This window comes from Claveliimonas bilis, from assembly GCF_030296775.1.
Taxonomy (GTDB): Bacteria; Bacillota; Clostridia; order Lachnospirales; family Lachnospiraceae; genus Claveliimonas; species Claveliimonas bilis.
This window is the reverse complement of sequence record NZ_AP027742.1, coordinates 247,124-267,403: the sequence shown is the minus strand read 5'-3', so window position 1 is coordinate 267,403 and position 20,280 is coordinate 247,124. Positions and strand designations below refer to the sequence as shown.

General features: G+C 43.5%; 19 protein-coding genes and 1 tRNA gene. 3 read left to right on the top strand and 17 right to left on the bottom strand.

Features of this window, described 5'->3' with window-relative positions:
- Positions 1-451 precede the first annotated feature (451 nt).
- The 12 genes from atpC to R2J37_RS01160 form a co-directional block, all read right to left on the bottom strand.
- Positions 452-868 carry an ATP synthase F1 subunit epsilon gene (gene atpC, locus R2J37_RS01215; RefSeq protein WP_230107341.1) on the bottom strand — a complete coding sequence of 139 codons (417 nt, stop codon included), beginning with the start codon at positions 866-868 and terminating at the stop codon, positions 452-454.
- A 6-nt stretch (positions 869-874) separates the two neighbouring features.
- Positions 875-2,275, bottom strand: coding sequence for a F0F1 ATP synthase subunit beta (atpD, locus tag R2J37_RS01210; RefSeq protein WP_316266033.1), 1,401 nt, complete (start codon positions 2,273-2,275; stop codon positions 875-877).
- Positions 2,276-2,286: 11 nt separating this feature from the next.
- Positions 2,287-3,180, bottom strand: coding sequence for an ATP synthase F1 subunit gamma (gene atpG / locus R2J37_RS01205; RefSeq protein WP_256193438.1), 894 nt, complete (start codon positions 3,178-3,180; stop codon positions 2,287-2,289).
- A 12-nt stretch (positions 3,181-3,192) separates the two neighbouring features.
- A complete protein-coding gene (gene atpA, locus R2J37_RS01200; RefSeq protein WP_276535499.1) occupies positions 3,193-4,698 on the bottom strand; it encodes a F0F1 ATP synthase subunit alpha in 1,506 nt (501 codons plus the stop codon).
- Positions 4,699-4,703: 5 nt separating this feature from the next.
- Positions 4,704-5,237 (bottom strand): ATP synthase F1 subunit delta, encoded by a 534-nt coding sequence (gene atpH / locus R2J37_RS01195; RefSeq protein ID WP_230107345.1) that lies wholly within the window; start codon positions 5,235-5,237, stop codon positions 4,704-4,706.
- Complete coding sequence (gene atpF / locus R2J37_RS01190; protein WP_230107346.1) at positions 5,218-5,718, bottom strand: F0F1 ATP synthase subunit B; 501 nt, start codon at positions 5,716-5,718, stop codon at positions 5,218-5,220. The genes atpH and atpF overlap by 20 nt, the downstream gene beginning before the upstream one ends.
- Before the next feature lie 53 nt (positions 5,719-5,771).
- Entirely contained in the window at positions 5,772-5,999 is a 228-nt protein-coding gene (gene atpE / locus R2J37_RS01185; protein ID WP_230107347.1) for an ATP synthase F0 subunit C, read from the bottom strand.
- Positions 6,000-6,023: 24 nt separating this feature from the next.
- Positions 6,024-6,686, bottom strand: a complete 663-nt coding sequence (locus R2J37_RS01180) for a F0F1 ATP synthase subunit A (RefSeq protein ID WP_230107562.1) — start codon at positions 6,684-6,686, stop codon at positions 6,024-6,026.
- A gap of 333 nt (positions 6,687-7,019) precedes the next feature.
- Positions 7,020-7,163: a hypothetical protein gene (locus R2J37_RS01175; protein ID WP_316266032.1), complete on the bottom strand. Its 144-nt coding sequence runs from the start codon at positions 7,161-7,163 to the stop codon at positions 7,020-7,022.
- A gap of 153 nt (positions 7,164-7,316) precedes the next feature.
- Positions 7,317-7,934, bottom strand: a complete 618-nt coding sequence (locus tag R2J37_RS01170) for a GNAT family N-acetyltransferase (RefSeq protein WP_230107349.1) — start codon at positions 7,932-7,934, stop codon at positions 7,317-7,319.
- Between the two features lie 24 nt (positions 7,935-7,958).
- On the bottom strand, positions 7,959-8,756 hold the full coding sequence (locus R2J37_RS01165) for an ABC transporter permease subunit (RefSeq protein WP_316266031.1): 798 nt from the start codon (positions 8,754-8,756) through the stop codon (positions 7,959-7,961).
- Positions 8,753-9,637, bottom strand: a complete 885-nt coding sequence (locus R2J37_RS01160) for an ABC transporter ATP-binding protein (protein WP_316266030.1) — start codon at positions 9,635-9,637, stop codon at positions 8,753-8,755. Before R2J37_RS01160 ends, R2J37_RS01165 begins: the two co-directional genes overlap by 4 nt.
- Before the next feature lie 1,815 nt (positions 9,638-11,452).
- Here R2J37_RS01160 and R2J37_RS15260 point away from each other — a divergent pair.
- On the top strand, positions 11,453-11,626 hold the full coding sequence (locus R2J37_RS15260; RefSeq protein WP_416387393.1) for a helix-turn-helix domain-containing protein: 174 nt from the start codon (positions 11,453-11,455) through the stop codon (positions 11,624-11,626).
- Between the two features lie 30 nt (positions 11,627-11,656).
- Here the strand turns inward: R2J37_RS15260 and R2J37_RS01155 are convergent, their stop codons facing one another.
- Together R2J37_RS01155 and R2J37_RS01150 are read right to left on the bottom strand one after the other, a co-directional pair.
- A complete protein-coding gene (locus tag R2J37_RS01155; protein WP_316266029.1) occupies positions 11,657-14,299 on the bottom strand; it encodes a coiled-coil domain-containing protein in 2,643 nt (880 codons plus the stop codon).
- Between the two features lie 6 nt (positions 14,300-14,305).
- Positions 14,306-16,399: an efflux RND transporter permease subunit gene (locus tag R2J37_RS01150; RefSeq protein WP_316266968.1), complete on the bottom strand. Its 2,094-nt coding sequence runs from the start codon at positions 16,397-16,399 to the stop codon at positions 14,306-14,308.
- 260 nt (positions 16,400-16,659) lie between these two features.
- On the opposite strand from R2J37_RS01150, the gene R2J37_RS01145 reads away from it, so the two are divergent.
- Positions 16,660-17,274, top strand: a complete 615-nt coding sequence (locus R2J37_RS01145; RefSeq protein WP_230107354.1) for a TetR/AcrR family transcriptional regulator — start codon at positions 16,660-16,662, stop codon at positions 17,272-17,274.
- 167 nt (positions 17,275-17,441) lie between these two features.
- On the opposite strand, the gene R2J37_RS01140 is transcribed toward R2J37_RS01145, so the two are convergent.
- The 3 genes from R2J37_RS01140 to R2J37_RS01130 all read right to left on the bottom strand — a co-directional run bounded on the left by R2J37_RS01140 (position 17,442) and on the right by R2J37_RS01130 (position 19,386).
- Positions 17,442-18,569: a YncE family protein gene (locus tag R2J37_RS01140; RefSeq protein WP_316266028.1), complete on the bottom strand. Its 1,128-nt coding sequence runs from the start codon at positions 18,567-18,569 to the stop codon at positions 17,442-17,444.
- Positions 18,566-19,228, bottom strand: coding sequence for an energy-coupled thiamine transporter ThiT (locus tag R2J37_RS01135; protein ID WP_256193430.1), 663 nt, complete (start codon positions 19,226-19,228; stop codon positions 18,566-18,568). The genes R2J37_RS01140 and R2J37_RS01135 overlap by 4 nt, the downstream gene beginning before the upstream one ends.
- 85 nt (positions 19,229-19,313) lie before the next feature.
- Positions 19,314-19,386 (bottom strand) — tRNA-Lys (locus tag R2J37_RS01130).
- 292 nt (positions 19,387-19,678) lie between these two features.
- Between R2J37_RS01130 and R2J37_RS01125 the strand changes: the two genes are divergently transcribed.
- Positions 19,679-20,182, top strand: coding sequence for a DUF6512 family protein (locus R2J37_RS01125; protein ID WP_230107357.1), 504 nt, complete (start codon positions 19,679-19,681; stop codon positions 20,180-20,182).
- The last annotated feature ends 98 nt before the right edge of the window (positions 20,183-20,280 follow it).

The window sequence follows — 20,280 nt, the reverse complement described above, 5'->3', positions numbered from 1 at the left end:
ATGCCACCTCGACTATGGCTCCGCCATACTCTCGGTCCCGGGCTCTCGCCCTAAACCAGATTTTCTCCACTCGCCATGCCACCTCGACTATGGCTCCGCCATACTCTCGGTCCCGGGCTCTCGCCCTAAACCAGATTTTCTTTCCTCGCCATGCCACCTCGACTATGGCTCCGCCATACTCTCGGTCTCGGGCTCTCGCCCTCTGACCAGATTTTCTTTCCTCGCCATGCGACCTCGACTATGGCTCCGCCATACTCTCGGTCCCGGGCTCTCGCCCTCTGACCAGGTTTTCTTTCCTCGCCATGCGACCGAGACTATGGCTCCGCCATACTCTCGGTCTCGGGCTCTCGCCCTATAAAAATCTTCAAAAACAGCCAGCCCCGCTTTTGCTCGTGCAAGCACGGCAAAGTGGGACTGGCTGTTTTTTCGCTTTTTGCATGGCTCGTTGCCATCAGATATTCCAATGCTTATGTTTTGATGTTTTGAGGCGGGCCATGGCTCTTGCGAGGGATGCCTGTGACAAGTAGTATTCCTGAAGGCTTTGTTTGTGGCGCAGTCGTTCTTCTGCTCTTTGTTTTGCCTCTTCTGCTCTTTTGACATCTATTTCTTCGGGCCGTTCTGCCGCATTGACGAGGACGGAAACCCGGTTGTTGATGATTTCTGCAAATCCCTGTGACACTGCTGCCGTAATCCATTCCCCTTCCGGAGTTTTCAGGTGCAGTTCGCCGATTTCTACTGCCACGACCATATTTTCATGGTGGGCCAGTACGCTGAACTGTCCGTCCTCAATAGGAAGGATCAAATTTTCGCATTGCCCGTCATAAAAAATTTTATCACTGGATATAACTCTTAGATGAAATGTTTTCATAAGCGCTTACTCCTTCGCTTCCGCCTTTGCTTTTTCTATAACTTCATCTATTGTTCCTACATTGAAAAATGCGTTTTCAGGATATCCATCCATTTCCCCATTTATAATTGCCTTGAATCCGCGGATGGTTTCTTTTAAAGGCACGTATTTTCCGGGGATTCCTGTAAACGTCTCTGCTACCGAGAATGGCTGGGACAGGAATCTTTGGATCTTTCTTGCACGGTTTACTGTCATCTTGTCTTCTTCTGACAGTTCTTCCATACCAAGGATCGCGATAATATCCTGCAACTCTTTATATTTCTGAAGAATCTCCTGTACGCGGCGCGCTACCATGTAATGCTCTTCTCCGACTACGTCTGCCTCCAGAATACGGGAAGTGGATTCCAGAGGATCCACAGCAGGATAAATACCCTGCTCCACAATCTTACGAGACAGAACGGTTGTCGCATCCAGATGGGAGAATGTTGTGGCCGGCGCCGGGTCCGTCAGGTCGTCTGCCGGAACGTAAACTGCCTGCACAGAAGTAACAGATCCGTTTTTTGTAGATGTAATACGCTCCTGCAGGGCGCCCATCTCGTTTGCCAGAGTCGGCTGATACCCTACAGCGGAAGGCATACGTCCCAAAAGCGCGGAAACTTCTGACCCGGCCTGGACAAAACGGAAAATATTGTCGATAAAAAGCAGTACGTTCTGATGTTCCCGATCCCGGAAGTATTCTGCCATGGTAAGCCCTGTCTCTGCTACACGCATACGAGCTCCAGGCGGCTCATTCATCTGCCCGAATACCAGAGCCGTCTTATTCAGAACGCCTGATTCACTCATTTCTGTCCAGAGGTCATTTCCTTCACGGGAACGCTCTCCGACTCCGGTGAAAATAGAATATCCGCCGTGCTCTGTAGCAATATTATGGATCAGCTCCTGGATAAGGACAGTTTTTCCGACTCCCGCACCTCCGAAAAGACCAATCTTACCACCTTTTGCATATGGGGTCAGAAGGTCAATGACCTTGATCCCCGTTTCCAGGACTTCTACCGCCGGACTCTGTTCTTCAAAACTGGGCGCTTTTCTGTGGATTACCCAATGTTCCGTATCTTCACTGATCTTTTCCTTATCATCAATGGTTTCGCCAAGCACATTGAAAAGGCGTCCAAGCGTCTGTTCTCCTACCGGCACCTTAATTCCTGCTCCGGTTGCAGTTACTTCCATTCCCTTATAAAGTCCGTCACTGGAAGCAAGCATGATGCAGCGGGCTGTGTTGTTTCCCACATGCTGTGCAACTTCCATTACACAGCGTTTGCCACCGTTATCTACTTCCAGCGCATCCTTGATAAAGGGAAGATCTTCTATACTATCAAATTCCACATCTACAACAGGTCCCATAACCTGTACAATTCTTCCTTTTGTCATAATGCCTTGTCTCACTTCCTTTTCTGTGCGTTGGCACCGCCGATTACCTCTGTTAATTCCTGGGTAATATCCGCCTGCCTTACACGGTTATAGGTTATATTTAATTCAGCCAGCATATCCGTTGCACTGTCTGTTGCATTTTTCATAGCCTGCATACGTGAATTTTGCTCACTGCAATAGGACTCCACCAGACATCCGTATATTGTTCCTACCAGATAATTTGGTACAATACTGTCCATGACCCTGTGCGCTGAAGGATACAGCGTAACGGATTCCCGGTATACCCCTGCTTCCGCAAGCATTTCTTCCGGAGAAAAATTTATTTTTTGCAGTGGAAGAAGCTTTAACTCCTCCGTCTCTGCCTGCAGTGCATTTTTCATCTGGGTGTAGATAATATAGATATCATCTACCTTACCTTCCTCAAATAATTCAATCATGCCCATCGCAATCTTTCTTGCGCGGTACAGATTAGGATCCTGTACCGTGTAACGGAACTCGGAATCCAGCTCATCCTCCCTTTTGGAAAAATACTGCCTTCCTACTTCTCCCAGCACGAATACTTTATGTCTGCCCGGTTTTGCCAGCAGCTCTTCCGCCTTTTTCAATACATTGTGATTGTAAGCTCCCGCCAGTCCCTTATCTGCCGTAATGACAATACATGCTATCGTCCTTTCTTCCTCCGGAATCCTCTCTCTCCGGTCGAAGAAATGGCTGTGCATATCCGGCACATGACGCAGGATTCTTGCGATTTCCACCTGCATAGCATAAAAGAAAGGCTCTGTTTCCGTCAGCTTCTTTCTGGCCTGCTTCATTTTAGAGGATGAAATCAGGTACATGGCATTTGTAATTTTCTTTGTTTCCTGAATACTGGCCATCCGCTCTTTTAATTCTCTTGCATTTGCCATAATCACACCTGCTTATCTTTTCTCTTTAAATTCCTTTACAATATCCAGAATCTTTTGAAGCAATTCGTCATCTAATACTTTTTTATCTTCGATGGCCTTACAAACCTCCGGATATTCCCTGTCAAAGTAATCCAGCATATCCAGCTGTACTTCTTTTACCTTCTTTGTTTCTACATCCAGAAGCAGCTTGTGAGTCGCCGCACACAAAGTAATCACCTGTGCATGCAGACTTAATGGATTGCCAAGCGGCTGCTTCAGAAGCTCTGTCAGACAGCTTCCATATTTCAGCTGCATTTTTGTAGCGTCATCAAGATCCGAACTGAACTGAGTAAAAGATTCCAGCTCCCTTGCCTGTGCCAAGTCAATACGTACGCTTCCCGACGCTTTCTTCATTGCTTTTGTCTGTGCAGCGCCGCCGACACGGGAAACCGAAAGGCCTACATTGACCGCCGGTCTCATACCTGCATTAAACAGATCGCTTTCCAGGAAAATCTGTCCGTCTGTGATGGAAATGACATTGGTAGGAATGTAGGCTGATACATCTCCCGCCTGAGTCTCAATAATCGGAAGGGCTGTAATAGAACCTCCTCCTGCTGTTTCATTTAAGCGGCTGCTTCTCTCCAAAAGTCTGGAATGCAGATAAAAGACATCTCCCGGATACGCCTCCCGCCCCGGGGATCTCCCCAACAGGAGCGAAATCGCACGGTAAGCCACCGCATGTTTCGACAGATCATCATAAACGATCAGTACATCTTTTCCCTGATACATAAAATATTCTGCCAGGGCTGTGGCAGAGTAAGGTACGATATACTGCATAGGCGCGCATTCACTTGCTGTAGAGCAAAATACAGTCGTATAATCCATAGCGCCGTGAGAACGCAGCGTATTTACAAGCTGAGCCACAGTAGAAGCTTTCTGACCGATTGCAACATAAATACAGATAACATCCTTCCCTTTCTGGTTCAGTATGGTATCCAGCGCAATAGACGTTTTACCCGTCTGGCGGTCACCGATGATAAGCTCACGCTGTCCCCGGCCAATAGGAAACATGGAATCAATAGAAAGGATTCCTGTTTCCAGCGGAACGCTTACGGATTTACGCTCAACGATCCCCGGTGCTTCCTCCTCTACCGGACGATAATCTGCCGCCTCAATCTCTCCTTTCCCATCAATAGGAGAACCAAGGGCGTCCACAATTCTTCCAATATAGGCTTCCCCTACAGGAATACCGGCCATTTTACCGGTTCTTGCCACCTTAGTTCCTTCCTTTATATCAGAATCATCTCCAAACAAGATACAACTAATCTCATTCTGCTTGATATCCTGCACCATACCTTTCAGACCTGTTTCCAGTGTCACAATTTCACCGTACATGGCATGGTCTATTCCATAAACGGAGGCGATTCCATCTCCAACAGAGACAACATATCCAACTTCCTGATCTCTGCTTATCACGTCATAATTTTCTATCTCTTCTTTTATAATAGAGATAATTTCTGTTGAGCCGATTGTACTCAAGTTTTTCACCTCCAGGTCAATTTTTGTTCTAATCTCTTCAGGCGTCCCTGTATGCTGTAATCATACTCCCTGCCATTCACATGCAGAAGGAACCCGCCAATCAGTTCCGGGCGCTTCTCCATGTTCCACTCCACACTCCTGGCATGGAACTTATCACATATGAATTTTTCCATTTCTTTCTTCTGCCCGTCCGTCGGAGCTGTCACATATACAAGATGCGCAGTCACAATACCTGACATCTCATTTTTCTTCTGACGATACGCTGCAAATATCTCTGAAATATCTCCGGCCTTTCCGTGGTCTGTCACTACCTTAAGAAAATTGCGGATTGACGGATCAAAAATCCTGTCGATCAACTTATGCTTCTTCTCCAGTGTCACCACCGGATTCTGAAGAACCTGTACAAGTTCCGGGGATTCTTCAAAAATCTGCTCTGCCGCCATGATTGCTTCTTCGGAAACTTCCAGGTCAAACAGCACCTTCGCATAACGTATAGATGCCATGGAACAGTACGCTTCTCTACTTTTCGCTGTTTTCATTGGGGTCACCTGCTTCTTTCAGAAATTGATCATACATTGCCTGGCTGTTTTCTTCGCTGCAGTTTTCTGTAAGTATCTTTCTTGCGGCATCTACAGCAAGCCCTGCAACCTCTGTTTTCATTTCTCTTAATGTCTGTTCTCTTTCCAGATCAATGGTTTCCCTGGCTGTCTTTATGATCTTTTCCGCCTCTTCTCCCGCATCGTCCAAAATGCGGTCATATTCCTTTTTCGCATCCGCTCTGGCCTGCTCGATCATCTGGCGAGACTGGTCTTTCGCCCCGCTTAAAGCCTGTTCATACTTTTCTTTCATCTCAAGGGCCTGTGCCTTTTGATCACTGGCATTTTGAAGCCCTTCTTCGATCATGGCTTTTCTTTTTTCCATAATATCAGTCAGCGGTCTGATCAGAAATTTTCGAAGCAGAAGGAAGAGAACTACCAGGTTTATCATTTCCAGGACAAAGTTAAAGTCTAAACTTAACACTTCCCAGTACCTGCCTTTCTATATATTCCGTCTTCCCTTTCCGGTTTCCATTCCTACTGGAGGAAGAAAATAACAAGAAGGCCGATAATGAAACCATAAATAGCTGTAGCTTCTGCAAGAGCACATCCAAGGATCAGAGTTTTGCTGATCTTGCTTTCTGCTTCCGGCTGTCTTGCAATAGCCTCTGCTGCTTTTCCTGTTGCAATTCCAATACCAACACCTGCTCCAATACCTGTAAATACTGCGATTGCAGCTCCGATTGCAATAATTGTTCCTGTCATGTCTTTTACTCTCCTTTTCTTTCTCTATTCCATTTCCTCATTCATAAATAATGCAGTCAAAAATACAAATACATATGCCTGCAAAAGTCCGTCGAATATGTCAAAATAAAAACTCAACGGAATTGGTACTAAAAGTGGCACGACCTGTTTTACAAGTTCCATAACCACAAATCCTCCCAGCATATTACCGAAAAGCCGCATGCAAAGCGACAACGGGCGGATAAAGATTTCCATCACCATGATCGGTGCTACAATGGGAACGGGTTTGGCAAAATGGCAGACCCAATGCTTCATACCATTTCTATGTATGCCTGAATACTCAATCACCAGCATACTCATGATGGCAAGTGCCGCCGTTACATTGAGATCCTTTGTCGGCGGCTTAAATCCGGCAAGGCCAATGACATTTGATACTGCAAGATAAAGTGCCACTGTAATCAAATAGGGGATGTAGCGTTTGTTTTCTTTGCCGATAATACCCTCAAAGAAATCCTGCGCCCATCCGATAGCCGATTCCAATGCAAGCTGAACTTTCCCGGGATTCTCTATTTTCAGATTTCTCACAAACAATATGGAGAGAATCGTAAGCGCTGCCATAATAATCCAGGTAACGACAATGGACTCATTTACGGCAATGCCGCCGAAGATCGGAATTTCAAAAACCGGTTGACAGTTCAGTTCTTCCAGCAGCTTTTCCGTTAATTCTTCCGTACTATCCCCTTCTTTCCTCTATTTTTGTCTTGTAGATATTACTGCTATCTTTTAGCTTTGTCAATCAATTTTAACGACATTTTAGCGCCTTGTTTCCCTATGGATTTCTTCCTCTTTTTTATGAAAAACCTCTCCTTTTCTTTCCACTTTTTTGTCAAAATTATGTGTTTTTTCTTTTTTTCTTCCGCCTTTTCTATTTGAGATTTTTTTCAAGACTATTTTTGCACAATAATCTTCTTTTATTTTCTATTTTTTTGTATCTTTTTTGCAATTCTTTTATATTTCAGCAATTTTGCCTTTGTATCATATCTACAACCACATTTCTCTTTTTTGTCTCATTTCGTCATTTTTACTTTTTCTTTCCATCCTGGTTTTTCCAGATTTTCTTTTTCCAGTTAAGATGTTTTTAATAAAATTTTGTTTTCTTTTAGATTCTGAAAACATTTTAGACACATTTTCCTCTTATAATAAAACCAGATAGTTGAAAACACATCAACTATCTCCCCCCTCATAAAGTAAATGCATCGAAGGGTTCGCCCTTCGATGCAAACTTTACTCTCATTCCTTTTAAATAACTATAACTACAGGCTCCCTTCACAGGTTATCCTATGAAGGGAGCTTCTGTTTTTCTATTCCAATTTCTTTCAGCACTTCTGCAGAAATCTCCGGGAAAGGGATCACCGGTCCCGGATCTCCTTCATGATCTCCGATCATCTTTTCCATCCATATCATATGGTACCATCTGCCGAATTTAAAACCGCTGTTATGGAATTTTCCCACAAGTTTATATCCCAAATGCTCATGGAAAGAAGCGCTGTTCTTTGTCAGATATTCGTCCTCTTCCTCCGGATATCCGATGCAGGCATTGAGATTTCGAATATTTCTAAGTCTGGAAGCATCTTCCAGTGCCTGATACAGCTTTCTTCCTACACCGTTCTTTCTCTGGCCCTCTTTTATGTAGATCGTTGTCTCTGCCGACCAGCTGTACGCCTCTCTCCCCACAAAGTTTCCCGTGTAGGCATAGCCGATTATTTCACCGTCTTCTTCCGCTACAAGATAAGGGTGTTCCCGAAGAATATTTGTCATCCTTTGTCGAAATTCCTCCAGATCAGGCACTTCATATTCAAACGTAATAGCCGTTTTCTCTACATACGGCCTGTAAATCTCCAATATTTCCGGCGCATCTTCCAGGCATGCCATACGGACAATCACTGTATGTTTCATTTTGATTCCTCCATCCGTTTGTATTTAAAGCGGCAGATCCCTCTTTTCAAATCCTGCCACAGAAACTGTAAAAAGACAAAACGTCAACACAAATAATATCCCGACTCCAGCTAACGCCTCTGGTTCATATTGTACGATTTCTTCCGGCATAAACAAGCTTAAAGGCGTAAAATATTTTAGAAAATTCACCTTATCATTTACCTGGGAGAGCATCTGTATAAGAACAAAGATTAGGCCAAGTCCCGCCCCAATGCCGACAGAATATTTCAGTTCATTAAACATACATGCAGTCAGAAAACCAAGGGCCGCCAAAAAAAACTCCAAAAATAGCAGTCCTGCATTTAAAACAAGAAATTCCGAAACCTCAAGCTCTCCTTCGTACATCAAAGCGCTGAATACTATCACCAAAACAGATGCATACACAACCAGCAGCAGGATACCCAACAACAGAACAAACCCCTGTGTAACTAAGATTTTCTTCCGGCTGTAATGTGTGTTTAGCAAATAAGCCATTGAACCTTTATCTATATATTGCGCTGCCAGCTTATAACACATGATCATCGTATATATAAATGGAATGACGATCAGAATAAAACCGTACAGATAGTTAATAATAAAATCCAGCAAAGTAATTCCCGGATTCTGCATTCCAAATGCCGCAAAAAGCTCCGGCATACTTTCTGCCATAGCATTGATCCCTTCTCCTAGTTCCGGATCATACATCGCCGTAATGACACCTGCATATATTGTGATAATACCCATAAACAAAAGCAACAGCCTGCCGTTCGACTTTATCCCCATTTTCAAAAGCGGCATACTCATACCCGTTCCCCTCCGTAATACTGCAAAAATACTTCTTCCAATGTCTGGTGTCTGGCATTGATATCCTCCACCTCATATCGATTCAATTCACGCAACAGCTCCATCGTATTTCCTTTCATTAAAAAACATACTGTATTGCAGCTCCTTTTACTGCCCGGATATTTTCCCTGGAACATTTTTGCACTTCGTTCGTCCGAAAATGTAATCTCATAATGTTTGCTTCTTTCTGTCCTGATTTTCTCCATATTTTCGTCAGCAACTATTTTTCCATTCTTTATCATAACAATCCTGTCACATGTATTTTCAATTTCCTCAAAAATATGCGAGGACATCAGAATCGTTTTTCCTTTCCGCTGCTCCTCCTTTATCATCTCCACAAACTTATTTTGCATAAGCGGATCAAGCCCGCTTGTAGGCTCATCGAGGATCAGAACCGGTGCATCCTGCATGAAGGCAACTACCAGAGCGATCTTTTGTTTCATACCTTTTGACATTTTTTTCAATTTTACTTTAGGATCAAGCTCCAGATAATCGATCAGCTCGCCGGCATATCCCAAATCTTTCATCTGCTTCATTTCCGCCATAAAACGAATAAAGTCCATACCGGACATGTGATCCATAAAGGCAATTTCTCCCGGAAGATACCCAATCCTTTTCTGAATATCAGCCGCCCGCCGAAAACAATCCATACCAAAAATTTCCGAACATCCTCTGTCAGGCTTAATAAACCCCATCAGATGTCTGATCGTCGTTGTTTTACCTGCTCCATTTGCCCCCAGAAACCCAACTGTCTCCCCTGCATTGGCAAAAAAAGAAATATCGAAAATGCCTTTTTGATCCCCATAATCTTTTGTAAGATTCTTAATATCTATCACGCTCATAAATAATTCTCCTTGTAGCTTATTTTGCGCAGCATTTCTTTCCATTGATCAAATTCCCTTACCATTTCCTCAAAAGAAACAGGGAGATTCATTCGCCGCTTCTCCAAGAGATATCCTTCTGAGAGCCAACTCATTTTTATTGTAATTCATTGACTATTTTTTTCAACCCCTCCTGTCACCTCTTTATAGTCATCTTTCCAAATATTCCATGAGATAAGCAGCAGTTTATGAAATCTTAAACCCGGCTTAAGAATATTTCGTTTTCTTTTATTTTCTCCTCATACTTTTGACATATTTTCCCTTTATAATAAGAGTCAGATAGTTGAAGAACACATCAACTATCTCCCCCTCATAAAGTAACGCGTCAGGATCCGCAATCTCCCGACGCCATACTTTACTCTCTCATTCCTTTAGATAACTATAACGACAACGAAAACCCACCGGCCGAAAGGTCAGTGGGTTTTTGCTGTCTGTATCCCATTTCTTTTTATATCAACATAATTTTTATGTTTTCAGTTGTCATAATCTATTTCATCTGATAAAATAAACTCATATAACTCTACATAATGTATTTACCCAGGGAACCGATGGGGCGATATGCCAGCTACCCGGCAGAAAGGGGGTTGGTGCTTATGATAACATGGTCTGATCTATTTACCTTTATCATTATGCTTTGTGCAGTTATTAGCCTTGCAGCCGATAACCACCGCAAAAAATAGCGCCCCCACCCAGCCAGTGTAGCGCTATTTTTACAATACATATTCGCCGGGTGGCTAGGTTTTAGCTAGCTATCGGCTCCCTTGTTAAGTATATTATAGCAAAGATAAGTAAAATGTCAACTGCCCACTTTAAGTCTTGCAGACCAGTTGATTTCCACTGTCTATATTCCATTTTTATAGTGACATAATTTTTTCACTTTCAGTTGTCATAATCTATCTCATCTGATAAAATAAACTCATACAATTCTACATAATGTATTTACCCAGGGAACCGATGGGGCGGTATGTAGCCACCTACTCATAAGAGAAAGGGGCTGGTGCTTATGTACGTAACATACAGCGATTTATTTACTTTTGTTATTATGCTGGTTGCTGTTATCACCTTTGTTATGACCGTCAATAAGCATAACAAAAAATAACGCCCTCACCCGGAAAAGTGTAGCGTTATTTTATGAAACATAATTACCGAGGTGGCTAGATTTCAGCTAGCTATCGGTTCCCTTGTTAAGTATATTATAGCAAAGATAAGTAAAATGTCAACCACGCAAAATGAATCCCAAGGATGAGTCACACAAGACTTCCTTTTTCACCGAAAATACAAAATCAATACTTTCTTAATTCGGAGTTAAGAAATTTTCGTTTTCTTTTAGAATTCTATCATACTTTTGACACATTTATTCTTTATACTATGAATCAGATAGTTGATAAACAACTATCTTTCCCCCTCACAAAGTAACGCGCCAGACTTCGCAACTTCTGGCGTCACACTTTACTCTCATTCCTTTAGATAACTATAACAACAACGAAACCCGTTAGCCTTTAAGGTTAACGGGTTTTCGCTGTCTGCTCCTTTTCTTACCAGAGAGTTCCAATAATCACTACCGAATACAGAACTTGCATCCGTAAAGGTGTACCGCATCAGCAAGGTCTGACAATCTGAGAATTGCAAATTCACGGTCAATCACAACACTTGGAGATCCCGTTGTCAAATGTTGGTCCAGATAACAGGCCTTTATAACTCCGGATCAATCTGGGCTTTCATTTCTTTTGTTTGTCCACTGGCCAGATCTACAAACTGATCCTGGACATCTTCCATATGGAACTGCGCATAGAACGGGCAAAAATCCTGCTTTCATCAACAAAATATCAAGTTCAGAAAATTGCTGAAAAAATCGGAATAGAAAAACCAAACAGCTTCCGGCAGGCATTCAAACACGCAACCGGAATGTCCCCCTCGCAGTTTCGCCGAAAAACACCGGAACATTTATAAAACTGCCGGAAGCTGTTCCCTTTGATCCGTCTATTCAATTCCTTCCGTTTCAATAACAAATTTTACTGTTCCATCCATAGAAGAATCTTTTCCGCTAAATGTATCATAACGGCACGTTTCAGAAGACAAAGCCTCCAGGCGGTCCAACACTCCCTGCAATTCTTCTTTTACTGCTTTCTGGATCCGGGACGTTCCTTCTTCCTCCAACTGTGCCATACCCGCTGAAAGAGCTCCGGCACCGGACTGGAGCCGGGAGATCCCTCCTTTCACCTGTGCACTTCCCAACTGCAGAGAGCTCCCTCCCTTGGTCAGCTCTTTTGTTCCTGATGCAAGAGAGAACGCTCCGTTTCTTAATGAACCGCTTCTTCCAGAAAGACCGGCACTTCCTTGCGCCATCTGTGTTCCCAGAGTATCCAATCCGGCTGCCAATCTGTTCGTTCCTCCTGACATGGTCTCTATCCCAGCTGCAATGGAAGGACTGCTGTTTTTTATCTGATCTGCTCCATTTCGTAAGCTGTCATTAAAACCGTTCAACTTGTCAAATCCATCCAGAAGACTGTCAATTCCTTGCGAGGCCTCTCCCAGTTCTTCTGATGAATCCTTTAATTGTTCCATTCCTCCTGACAAACTTTCTACTGCTCCGTTCAGCCCACGCATGCCTTCCTCTAAAGTTTCCACCCGGCTCCCCAGATCTTTCAGATCTTCTTCGGGAAGCTGCTCTTTTACACTGCTGATCTCATCAAGTCCCCCCTTAAGATCCTCCATCTCTCCCGGAAGCTTTCCTGCGGCCGTTTCAAAAGTATTTAGGTCAGATTCGATACTGTCAATTGTTTTCGAAATTCCCGAGATATCTATCTGTGAAAAGTCCGGTTCCTGAACAGTGTTCAAGTTCTCCATTCCACTTAAGTTCTCTGCCGCATTCTTCGCATGATCAAGGTCAGTGATCACCTGACGGACCTCTTCCGCGGTTCCGTCCTGTCCTTCCTGCTCCAGGCAATTAGCCTCCTGTTCCAACTTACCTATCGTGGTCTCGATGGAAGAAACGCTCTGCTCCGCCGCATTTTTCGCACTGGCAATTTTTTCATTATTCAATGCTACTGTATTGTTGATCTGTCTGACCTGGTCTATACAGTCCGCTTCCAAACAGGACAGCTGCGAATCCATTGTTTCAAGCTGCCCGGAAACATCTTCCAACGCAGCCGCAATATTTTCCGCCGGATATATCATCTCTTCCTGCAGTTCTGTTTCCAGTCCTTCTGAAGCATTCGCCAGCTCACGGCTTACTTTTATCATATGATCCACTTGAATCAGTAGATTGTTTACTGCATCTTCAGAGAGTACTTCCCGAAGTCTGCCGGTTTCTTTTGCAAGTTCCTCTGATGCTGCCAGGATATCTTCACCGGAACTTCCCTCTCCATCCACACTGGCAGCAAGCTGTGCCGCTGCTGTCTTTACTTGTTCAAGTCCATCTCCCAGCTTCGAAAGATTTTCCGCCCTTTCCGAAAGCTGCTGTTCTCCCTTTATATAGGCGGTCACTCCTTCAGCCAACGCGTCCGCGCCTTCTGTATACTCCCGGGCCCCCAGTGCAATTGTATTGACCCCGTTGACATATTCCGTCACTGTCCCGGACAACTCGCCATTTACTCCCAGGTACTTTTGAATACTGCCATTCAGCACATCCACGCCTTCTGTATATTGATCTACACCAAGTGCAAGCGCTCCGGCCCCTTCATCTAAAATCTCAATTCCACTTTTAAGTGCCTGAATCCCCTCGTCAAACTCTTCATAACTGCTTCCGAGAGTATCTGCCCCGGCGGAGAGCTGCCGGGAACCGTCTGTAAGTTCCAGGGCTGCATTTTCCAGTTCATCTATCGAAGCCTGCAGGGAATCAAAATCTGTAATGTCCTCGGTGTGAATATCCTCCAAAAGGTCTGTCAATCCTATTGTAAAAGCAGGCGACATAGAAAAGTCTTCCACATCTGCGGAAATATTCAAAGTCTCCGGGATCGTAAGTGCCAAATCCTCGGCTTCTTTCATCTCAAGATCCAGGCTCTCCTTAAGTCCCGGCATAGCAAATCCAATTACAATATTCCGGTTTCCATCATTGATCACCTTTCCATTATCGATTACCACATTAGAAAATGTTTCATTCGGAAGAACAAGCCCTGTCATCATAACGAAGGGACTATATACCTCCTCTTCTTTTCCATTTACAGAAACTTTTCGTTTTTCATAATTCCTGTAATCGATCCGTATTTCCAGGTGTCCGTTTTTTCCTTTTAATTCTTCCGGCTTCATCTCTTTCCCGTCCAGATAATATGTCAATTCTACAGAAACCGGAAGATCCTGTTTTGCTGTTCCCTGATAGTAAATATCTTCTCCTTCCGCATTCCATACTATCTCACTTCCGTTTTTTGTAAATGTTTCTTCTCCCTTTACATTTTTCACCTCATCCAAAGAACTGACATCCGAAAGGCTTCCTGAGTTCTCGATTCCCTTAAGCCAGTCTGATACGGTCACTTTTGTCTGTTTTCCACTGGCGTCTGCATTGACATATACTGTTTCATCCTTACTGATCTCACTTTCTGCCGCTGCGTTGACCGGCATCACACACATCACCGCCGACATTCCTGCCGCGATGGAAACTGCCACTTTTTTTCTGTTTCTGTTCATATGAACCTACATCCTTTCTATACAATATTTCTTATCCTCTATGGCAAACCCGACTGATGTCTTACAGATTACTTTATCAAATATCATAAACATTGCCGGAAGCAGCAAAATCACTACACACATACTGATTAGAGCTCCCCTCGCCAGAAGCGTACAGATTGAGCCGATCATATCTACATTAGAATAAATCGCAACTCCGAATGTAGCCGCAAAAAAACTGAACCCGCTGCTGACTATGGATACCATACTGACTCTGTGCGCTATATCAATGGCTTCTTTCTTAGTCCGTCCCCTCTGTCGTTCCTTCTGGTATCGGCTCGTCATGAGAATCGCATAATCCACTGTCGCGCCAAGCTGTATTGTTCCGATCACAATGCTTGCTACAAAAGGCAGGCTGATGCCCTGATAATATGGAATTGCCATATTGACAGCAATTGCAAATTCAATTACAGCTACAAGAATAACCGGGATTGAAATAGATTTGAACGTCAGCATAATGATCAGAAAAATTGCCGCGACAGACACAGTATTTACCATTTTGAGATCCACATCTGTCACATCCTGAAGATCTTTCATCAGCGGCGCCTCACCAATCACCATAATATTTTCGTCATATGACTTTACAATAGTATCAATCCGGGCAATCTGAGCATTGACTTTATCTGTCGCGGAACCGTATTCCGAACATACAAACGCCAGCTCGCAGTGTTCACTTTTCAACATTTCTCTGATTTCCTGTGGAATCATAGAGTCCGGCACAGAAGGCCCGATCAGTGAATTTTGACAAAGGGTCCATTTCACCCCTTCTACCTCTCCAACTTCTTCCAGCATTTTCTGCTTCTTCACCTCATCCATATCTTTATCCATAAGAATCAGATGCATATTTGCCATGTCAAAATCTTCTGATAATTTTTCATTGGCAACATTGCTGGGAAGGGATGCCGGCAGTGACTGTGCAATATTATAATAGATATGAGTATTGCTGTTTCCGTAAATCGCCGGAGCAAGCAACAGTAGAAACAACACGATCCACGCTTTGTAATGCTTTGTAATAAATCCGGAAAGATGATCCATACTGGGAATCAAAAGTTTATGGGAAGTCTTTTCAATTCCTCTGTCGAATGTAAGGATCAGCGCCGGAAGCACTGTAACACAACAGATCACTCCCATAATGACGCCTTTCCCCATGACAATCCCCAGATCCCTCCCCAGGGCAAACGTCATAAAACAAAGCGCGGCAAATCCGGCAATCGTTGTTACAGAACTTGCCATTACAGATTTAAAGGTATTGGCAATGGCATGCCCCATGGCACGCTCTTTTTCTCCCGGGAATCTTCTTTTATTTTCCTCATAACTGTTTAACAGGAAAATAGAATAATCCATCGTGACCCCAAGCTGCAGTATTGCTGTCAAGGATTGTGTGACATAGGAGATTTCTCCCAAAAAAATATTAGTTCCCATATTATAAAGAACTGCAAAACCAATACTTACCAGAAACAGCACCGGCACCAGGAAGGACGCTGATGTCAGCTCCAGCACTAAAAGGCACAAAAGTACTGCAATTACCACATAGACCGGAAGCTCCTGAAGGCACAGGTTTTTAATATCTGTGACCACTCCCGTCATACCGCTGATAAAGCACCGTTTATCTGCAATTTCCCTCATCTGTGTGATCGCATCCATAGCCTCGTCCGAAGAGGTAGTATTGTCAAAAAGCGCCAGCATCATCGTTGCATCTCCCCGAAAAAATGTTTCCCTCATCTCTTCAGGAACCATTTCCACCGGAAAGCTAAGATCTGCGGCATCATCATACCACAGCACATCTTTTACATGAGGAACTTTGCTGAATTTTTCTTCCATCTTCTGTACATCTTTCAATTCCATATCTTCTACAACCACCATAGAAAATGCACCCATCCCGTATTCATCTACGAGAATATCCTGCCCTTTGACAGTTTCCAGGTGTTCCGGAAGATAGCTAAGCAGATCATAATTCACCCGGGTCATTCCCATCCCGACCACAGCAGGAATTGCCAGAAGCACTCCCAAAAGTAGAATAAGTTTTCTGTGTCTGGCAATCCATTTGCCGACTTTCACCACCAGTATCAACCCCTTTTCCTATTTAACTTTTCGTTTCACTGCATATTTTTCTAAAGCAGCTTATTTTGTACAGCTGTCACAGCCCTAAGTATAATTAAAAAATGACTAATAGTCAATATTTTCGAGTCAAAAAAATGAATTTTGGTCATTTATTGACTTTCCTGCGTTTTTCTTACATAATATAAGTAACGCTTCAGACAGATCAGCGCGGCACTGATTCCGCAGGGCTGTTTGAGACAACAAAGGATTGAGGTACACAAATGGGTAAAATTGATGATAATAAAAAGAGAAAGAAAGATGCTCTGCTCTCCTCGGCTTTCCAACTATTTACAGAAAAAGGCTTTTCCAAAACAACCATATCGGATATTGTCAACCATGCCGGACTCGCGAAAGGTACTTTCTACCTGTATTTTGAGGATAAATATGACCTCAGAAACCGGGTCATTGCCTACAAAGCCGGGCAGTTATTCGACAATGCCTGCCAGGAACTTGAAAAAAACAGTATAAATAGCTTCGAAGAAGAACTTCTGTTTATTACAGACTATATCATTGATTGTTTCTGCCGCCAGCATTCCCTGATGGAATTTGTTGCCAAAAATTTATCATGGGGTATTTTCAAACACACTTTTTCCAGCACAGAATTTATGGCATCTCAGGACTTCTATGATCATTATCTGCAGTCCATGGAAAAGTATCATATAAAATGTAAATCTCCTGAGCTGATGCTTTTTACCATAATCGAGCTGATCGGAGCTACAAGTTATAACTGCATCCTCCACAATCAACCTGTGTCCATTGAGGAGTACCTCCCCTATTTACATGAAACGCTCCGACATATTATTATCGTATATACAGACGAGACACCTTCCGCCTGATGTACTTATCAAAGGCAAAAAAATAAGCCGTATACAGCAAACCCCTGCAGGGATTTTCTGTATACGGCCGTTTCTATTGGCGTCTTATTCTTCTATATAATGAACCCTTGTTTCCTCATACCGGTTCTGCTGCTTTCTCTCCTGTGCCGGATACCTTTTTCCCAATGTCATTCCAGAATGTCTATCTTCAGTACCCTGTCAACTGCCATTCCCGGAAGGCCTCTGTAAGCATATGCTCCCGATTCGAACAGCAGATACATTGTTCCTCCATCCATGCATATCTGTTCCAGCATACGGGGGAGCCGGATATCCTGCAAAGCCATCTCGTCTGTATAGTCCCGTATTCCGTCTGATACCTGGTAAGCGGCCAAACGGGAAGGTGTAATTCCCATAGAATAGGAAAGAAAAAGCATATCTCCAAGGAAGGTCATTCCCTGTGCATATCGGGAAATTTCCAAATCATCCTCATCTGCAACTCCCTGACGGCTGTGCTGTCCGTCATATTCCACCCGGACACTTTGAATATTTCCATCATCCTGGAGCTCATACTTTTTAATCATTCCGTTTCCTTTTGTCGAATAATAACCCACATACAGATAGGAATGATCATATGTCATGAAGGAACTCCGGGGAATATCCAAAATATTGTTTACATGAAGGAACCGGATCGGCCTGTATTCTTCCGTAAAATGATAGGCTTCTATTTCTTCTGCCGAGATCGCGTTCACCTGTGCCACTCCGTTCCTGCTCCCACACACCCAAAGATTGTGATATTCATCATCATAGGCCAGACTGCCTACATGGGCTTTATTGGGAAGGACAAGCTCTTTCAGGAACTCGTGAGTTTCCTTGTCTATCACATAAATTACTGAATTATGGGTTTTGGTATGGCAATATGCACTGATGAACAGGTATTTATCTGACACCGTAATCCCCTGAGGCGTCATGCCGCCGCATACAGACGCTTTCCTGTCTCTGTTTCCCCGCACTGTCATAGTTGCCTTCAGTCCCGGAATCACATAGGTGCCGCTGTCCGTTTCATCTTTATGTTTTTCGACAGCTTCTTCATACAGTCCTCTGTAAGGTTTCAGACGTTCCTTAAATTCTCCCAGGGAATAGACAGCGCCGTCTGTGCTTGTCTGAACAGCAGATACCTGCGGCTCGGTCTGCCCCCGATAAACAAAATCAATACCATAGTATCCTGTAGGGATCAGAAAGACAAGCACACAGATAAAAAGAAGCCGTCGTTTCCATCTCCCCCGTTTTTTCTCTTTTTCTTGCTTTTTTCTTTTCATTGCGCTAACTGTTTTATCCGGTTCAGGCTCTTTGCTACTGCCGGTATAGAAATAATGATAATTGTGAGTATTGCTTCCGCTAAAATGTAACTATAATTATATAAGATCGGATACAGGCTCTTCAAAGCCTGTGGAAAATTTTCCGGCATATAGTCCATCCAGTACAGATAACCGCCCAGAGAATGAAAAGCGCCACGTGCCAGAACTGCTGCAACATATCCCTTCAAAAGACCATTTTTCGAACGCATAAAAAATCCTGCTATTCCCATGGCGGCAAAGGCAAACCAGTAATCACAGCATACCTGGAACAACGACAACACATATGGTTCCTGAAGAAACTGCAGGATTCCATAAGCACATCCCACGAAAATGCCCGTCCTTACCCCATACCAGTTTCCGATCAGTACAATGAAAAGCATACTGCATAGAGTAACACTTCCGCCCCATGGCAACTGAAAAATTTTAATATATGAAGTAAGAAAAGCGAGCGCCATTGCCATTCCGCAGAAGGCAAGCTGTTTTGTACTGATCCTTCTCCCCTGTTTTCCCCTTCTGGCAAAATATACACCCACAGCCAGAAGCAGGATTCCCGCAATCACCGCCGCCACATATCCTGCTCCCGTCAGATAGCCTTCACTATTTACCAAAAAATTTCCCATAATCTCTTTTTCCTCCGCTCTTTCCTGTACAAAAAAACCACCGTCCCCGCAGCTCACAATGTCCGCAAAAACAGTGATTTTTAAATGCGCGATCAGGGGTTCGAACCCTGGACACCCTGATTAAGAGTCAGGTGCTCTGCCAGCTGAGCTAATCGCGCATATCTCATTATTTTGTTAAGACTTCCTTAACGCAAGAAATATTATATAATAGTTTCAGACACAATGCAAGTAGTTTTTTCTATTTTTTTCATTTTCCATAGCTCTTAGTCATTAGCAGACGAAAAGTTCCTCAAGCTCTGCAAAATCCGTCGTCCGAAATTTACGGATATCCGGTTCTTTTTTCCTGAAAGTTACATATACTTTTTTTAGTCCGCAAGACCGGACTATTCCAGTTCTGCCATCCTCTTGCCGGTGGGACAGGCCTATACAAAACCGGAAAGGAGCAAAAATTTGTACCGTTTATATCATCGCCGCGATTTTACATATATTTTATGGACTTTTATACTTGGCAGCATCTGTCATTTTCTCTACGAATTTTCCGATTATAATCCTTTTCTGGCCCTGATCGTTCCAGTAAATGAATCTGTCTGGGAACATCTGAAGCTGGTCTTTTTCCCCGTATTGTTTCTGACCATAGCGGAATATTCCCTTCGACGGCCGAATCCTTCCATGCTGTTTGCTTCCCGCTTTGTCGGCGTGATCTTTGCCATGGCTGCCATTACAGTACTATTTTATCTCTATACTTTTATTGCCGGTCGGAGTATTTTGCTTCTGGATATCCTGATTTATTTTACAGGAATCTGCCTTTGTTATATTGCCTCCAGCAACTTATTTCCCCGTTTCCGGCGCGCCGATCCGATGAAAATTTTTTTCTGTTGGTTCCTTTCTGCACTTTTATTCTTCTTTTTTTCGTGCTGTCCTCCGGAAATCGGCCTGTTTCTGCCTCCGCAATAGCAGCAAACGCAGTTTTACACAGGGCTTTCCGCAAAAAAGCACACCGTTTAACACAAATTGACACGTAACATTTTTCAAAAGTGTTACGTGTCAATTTG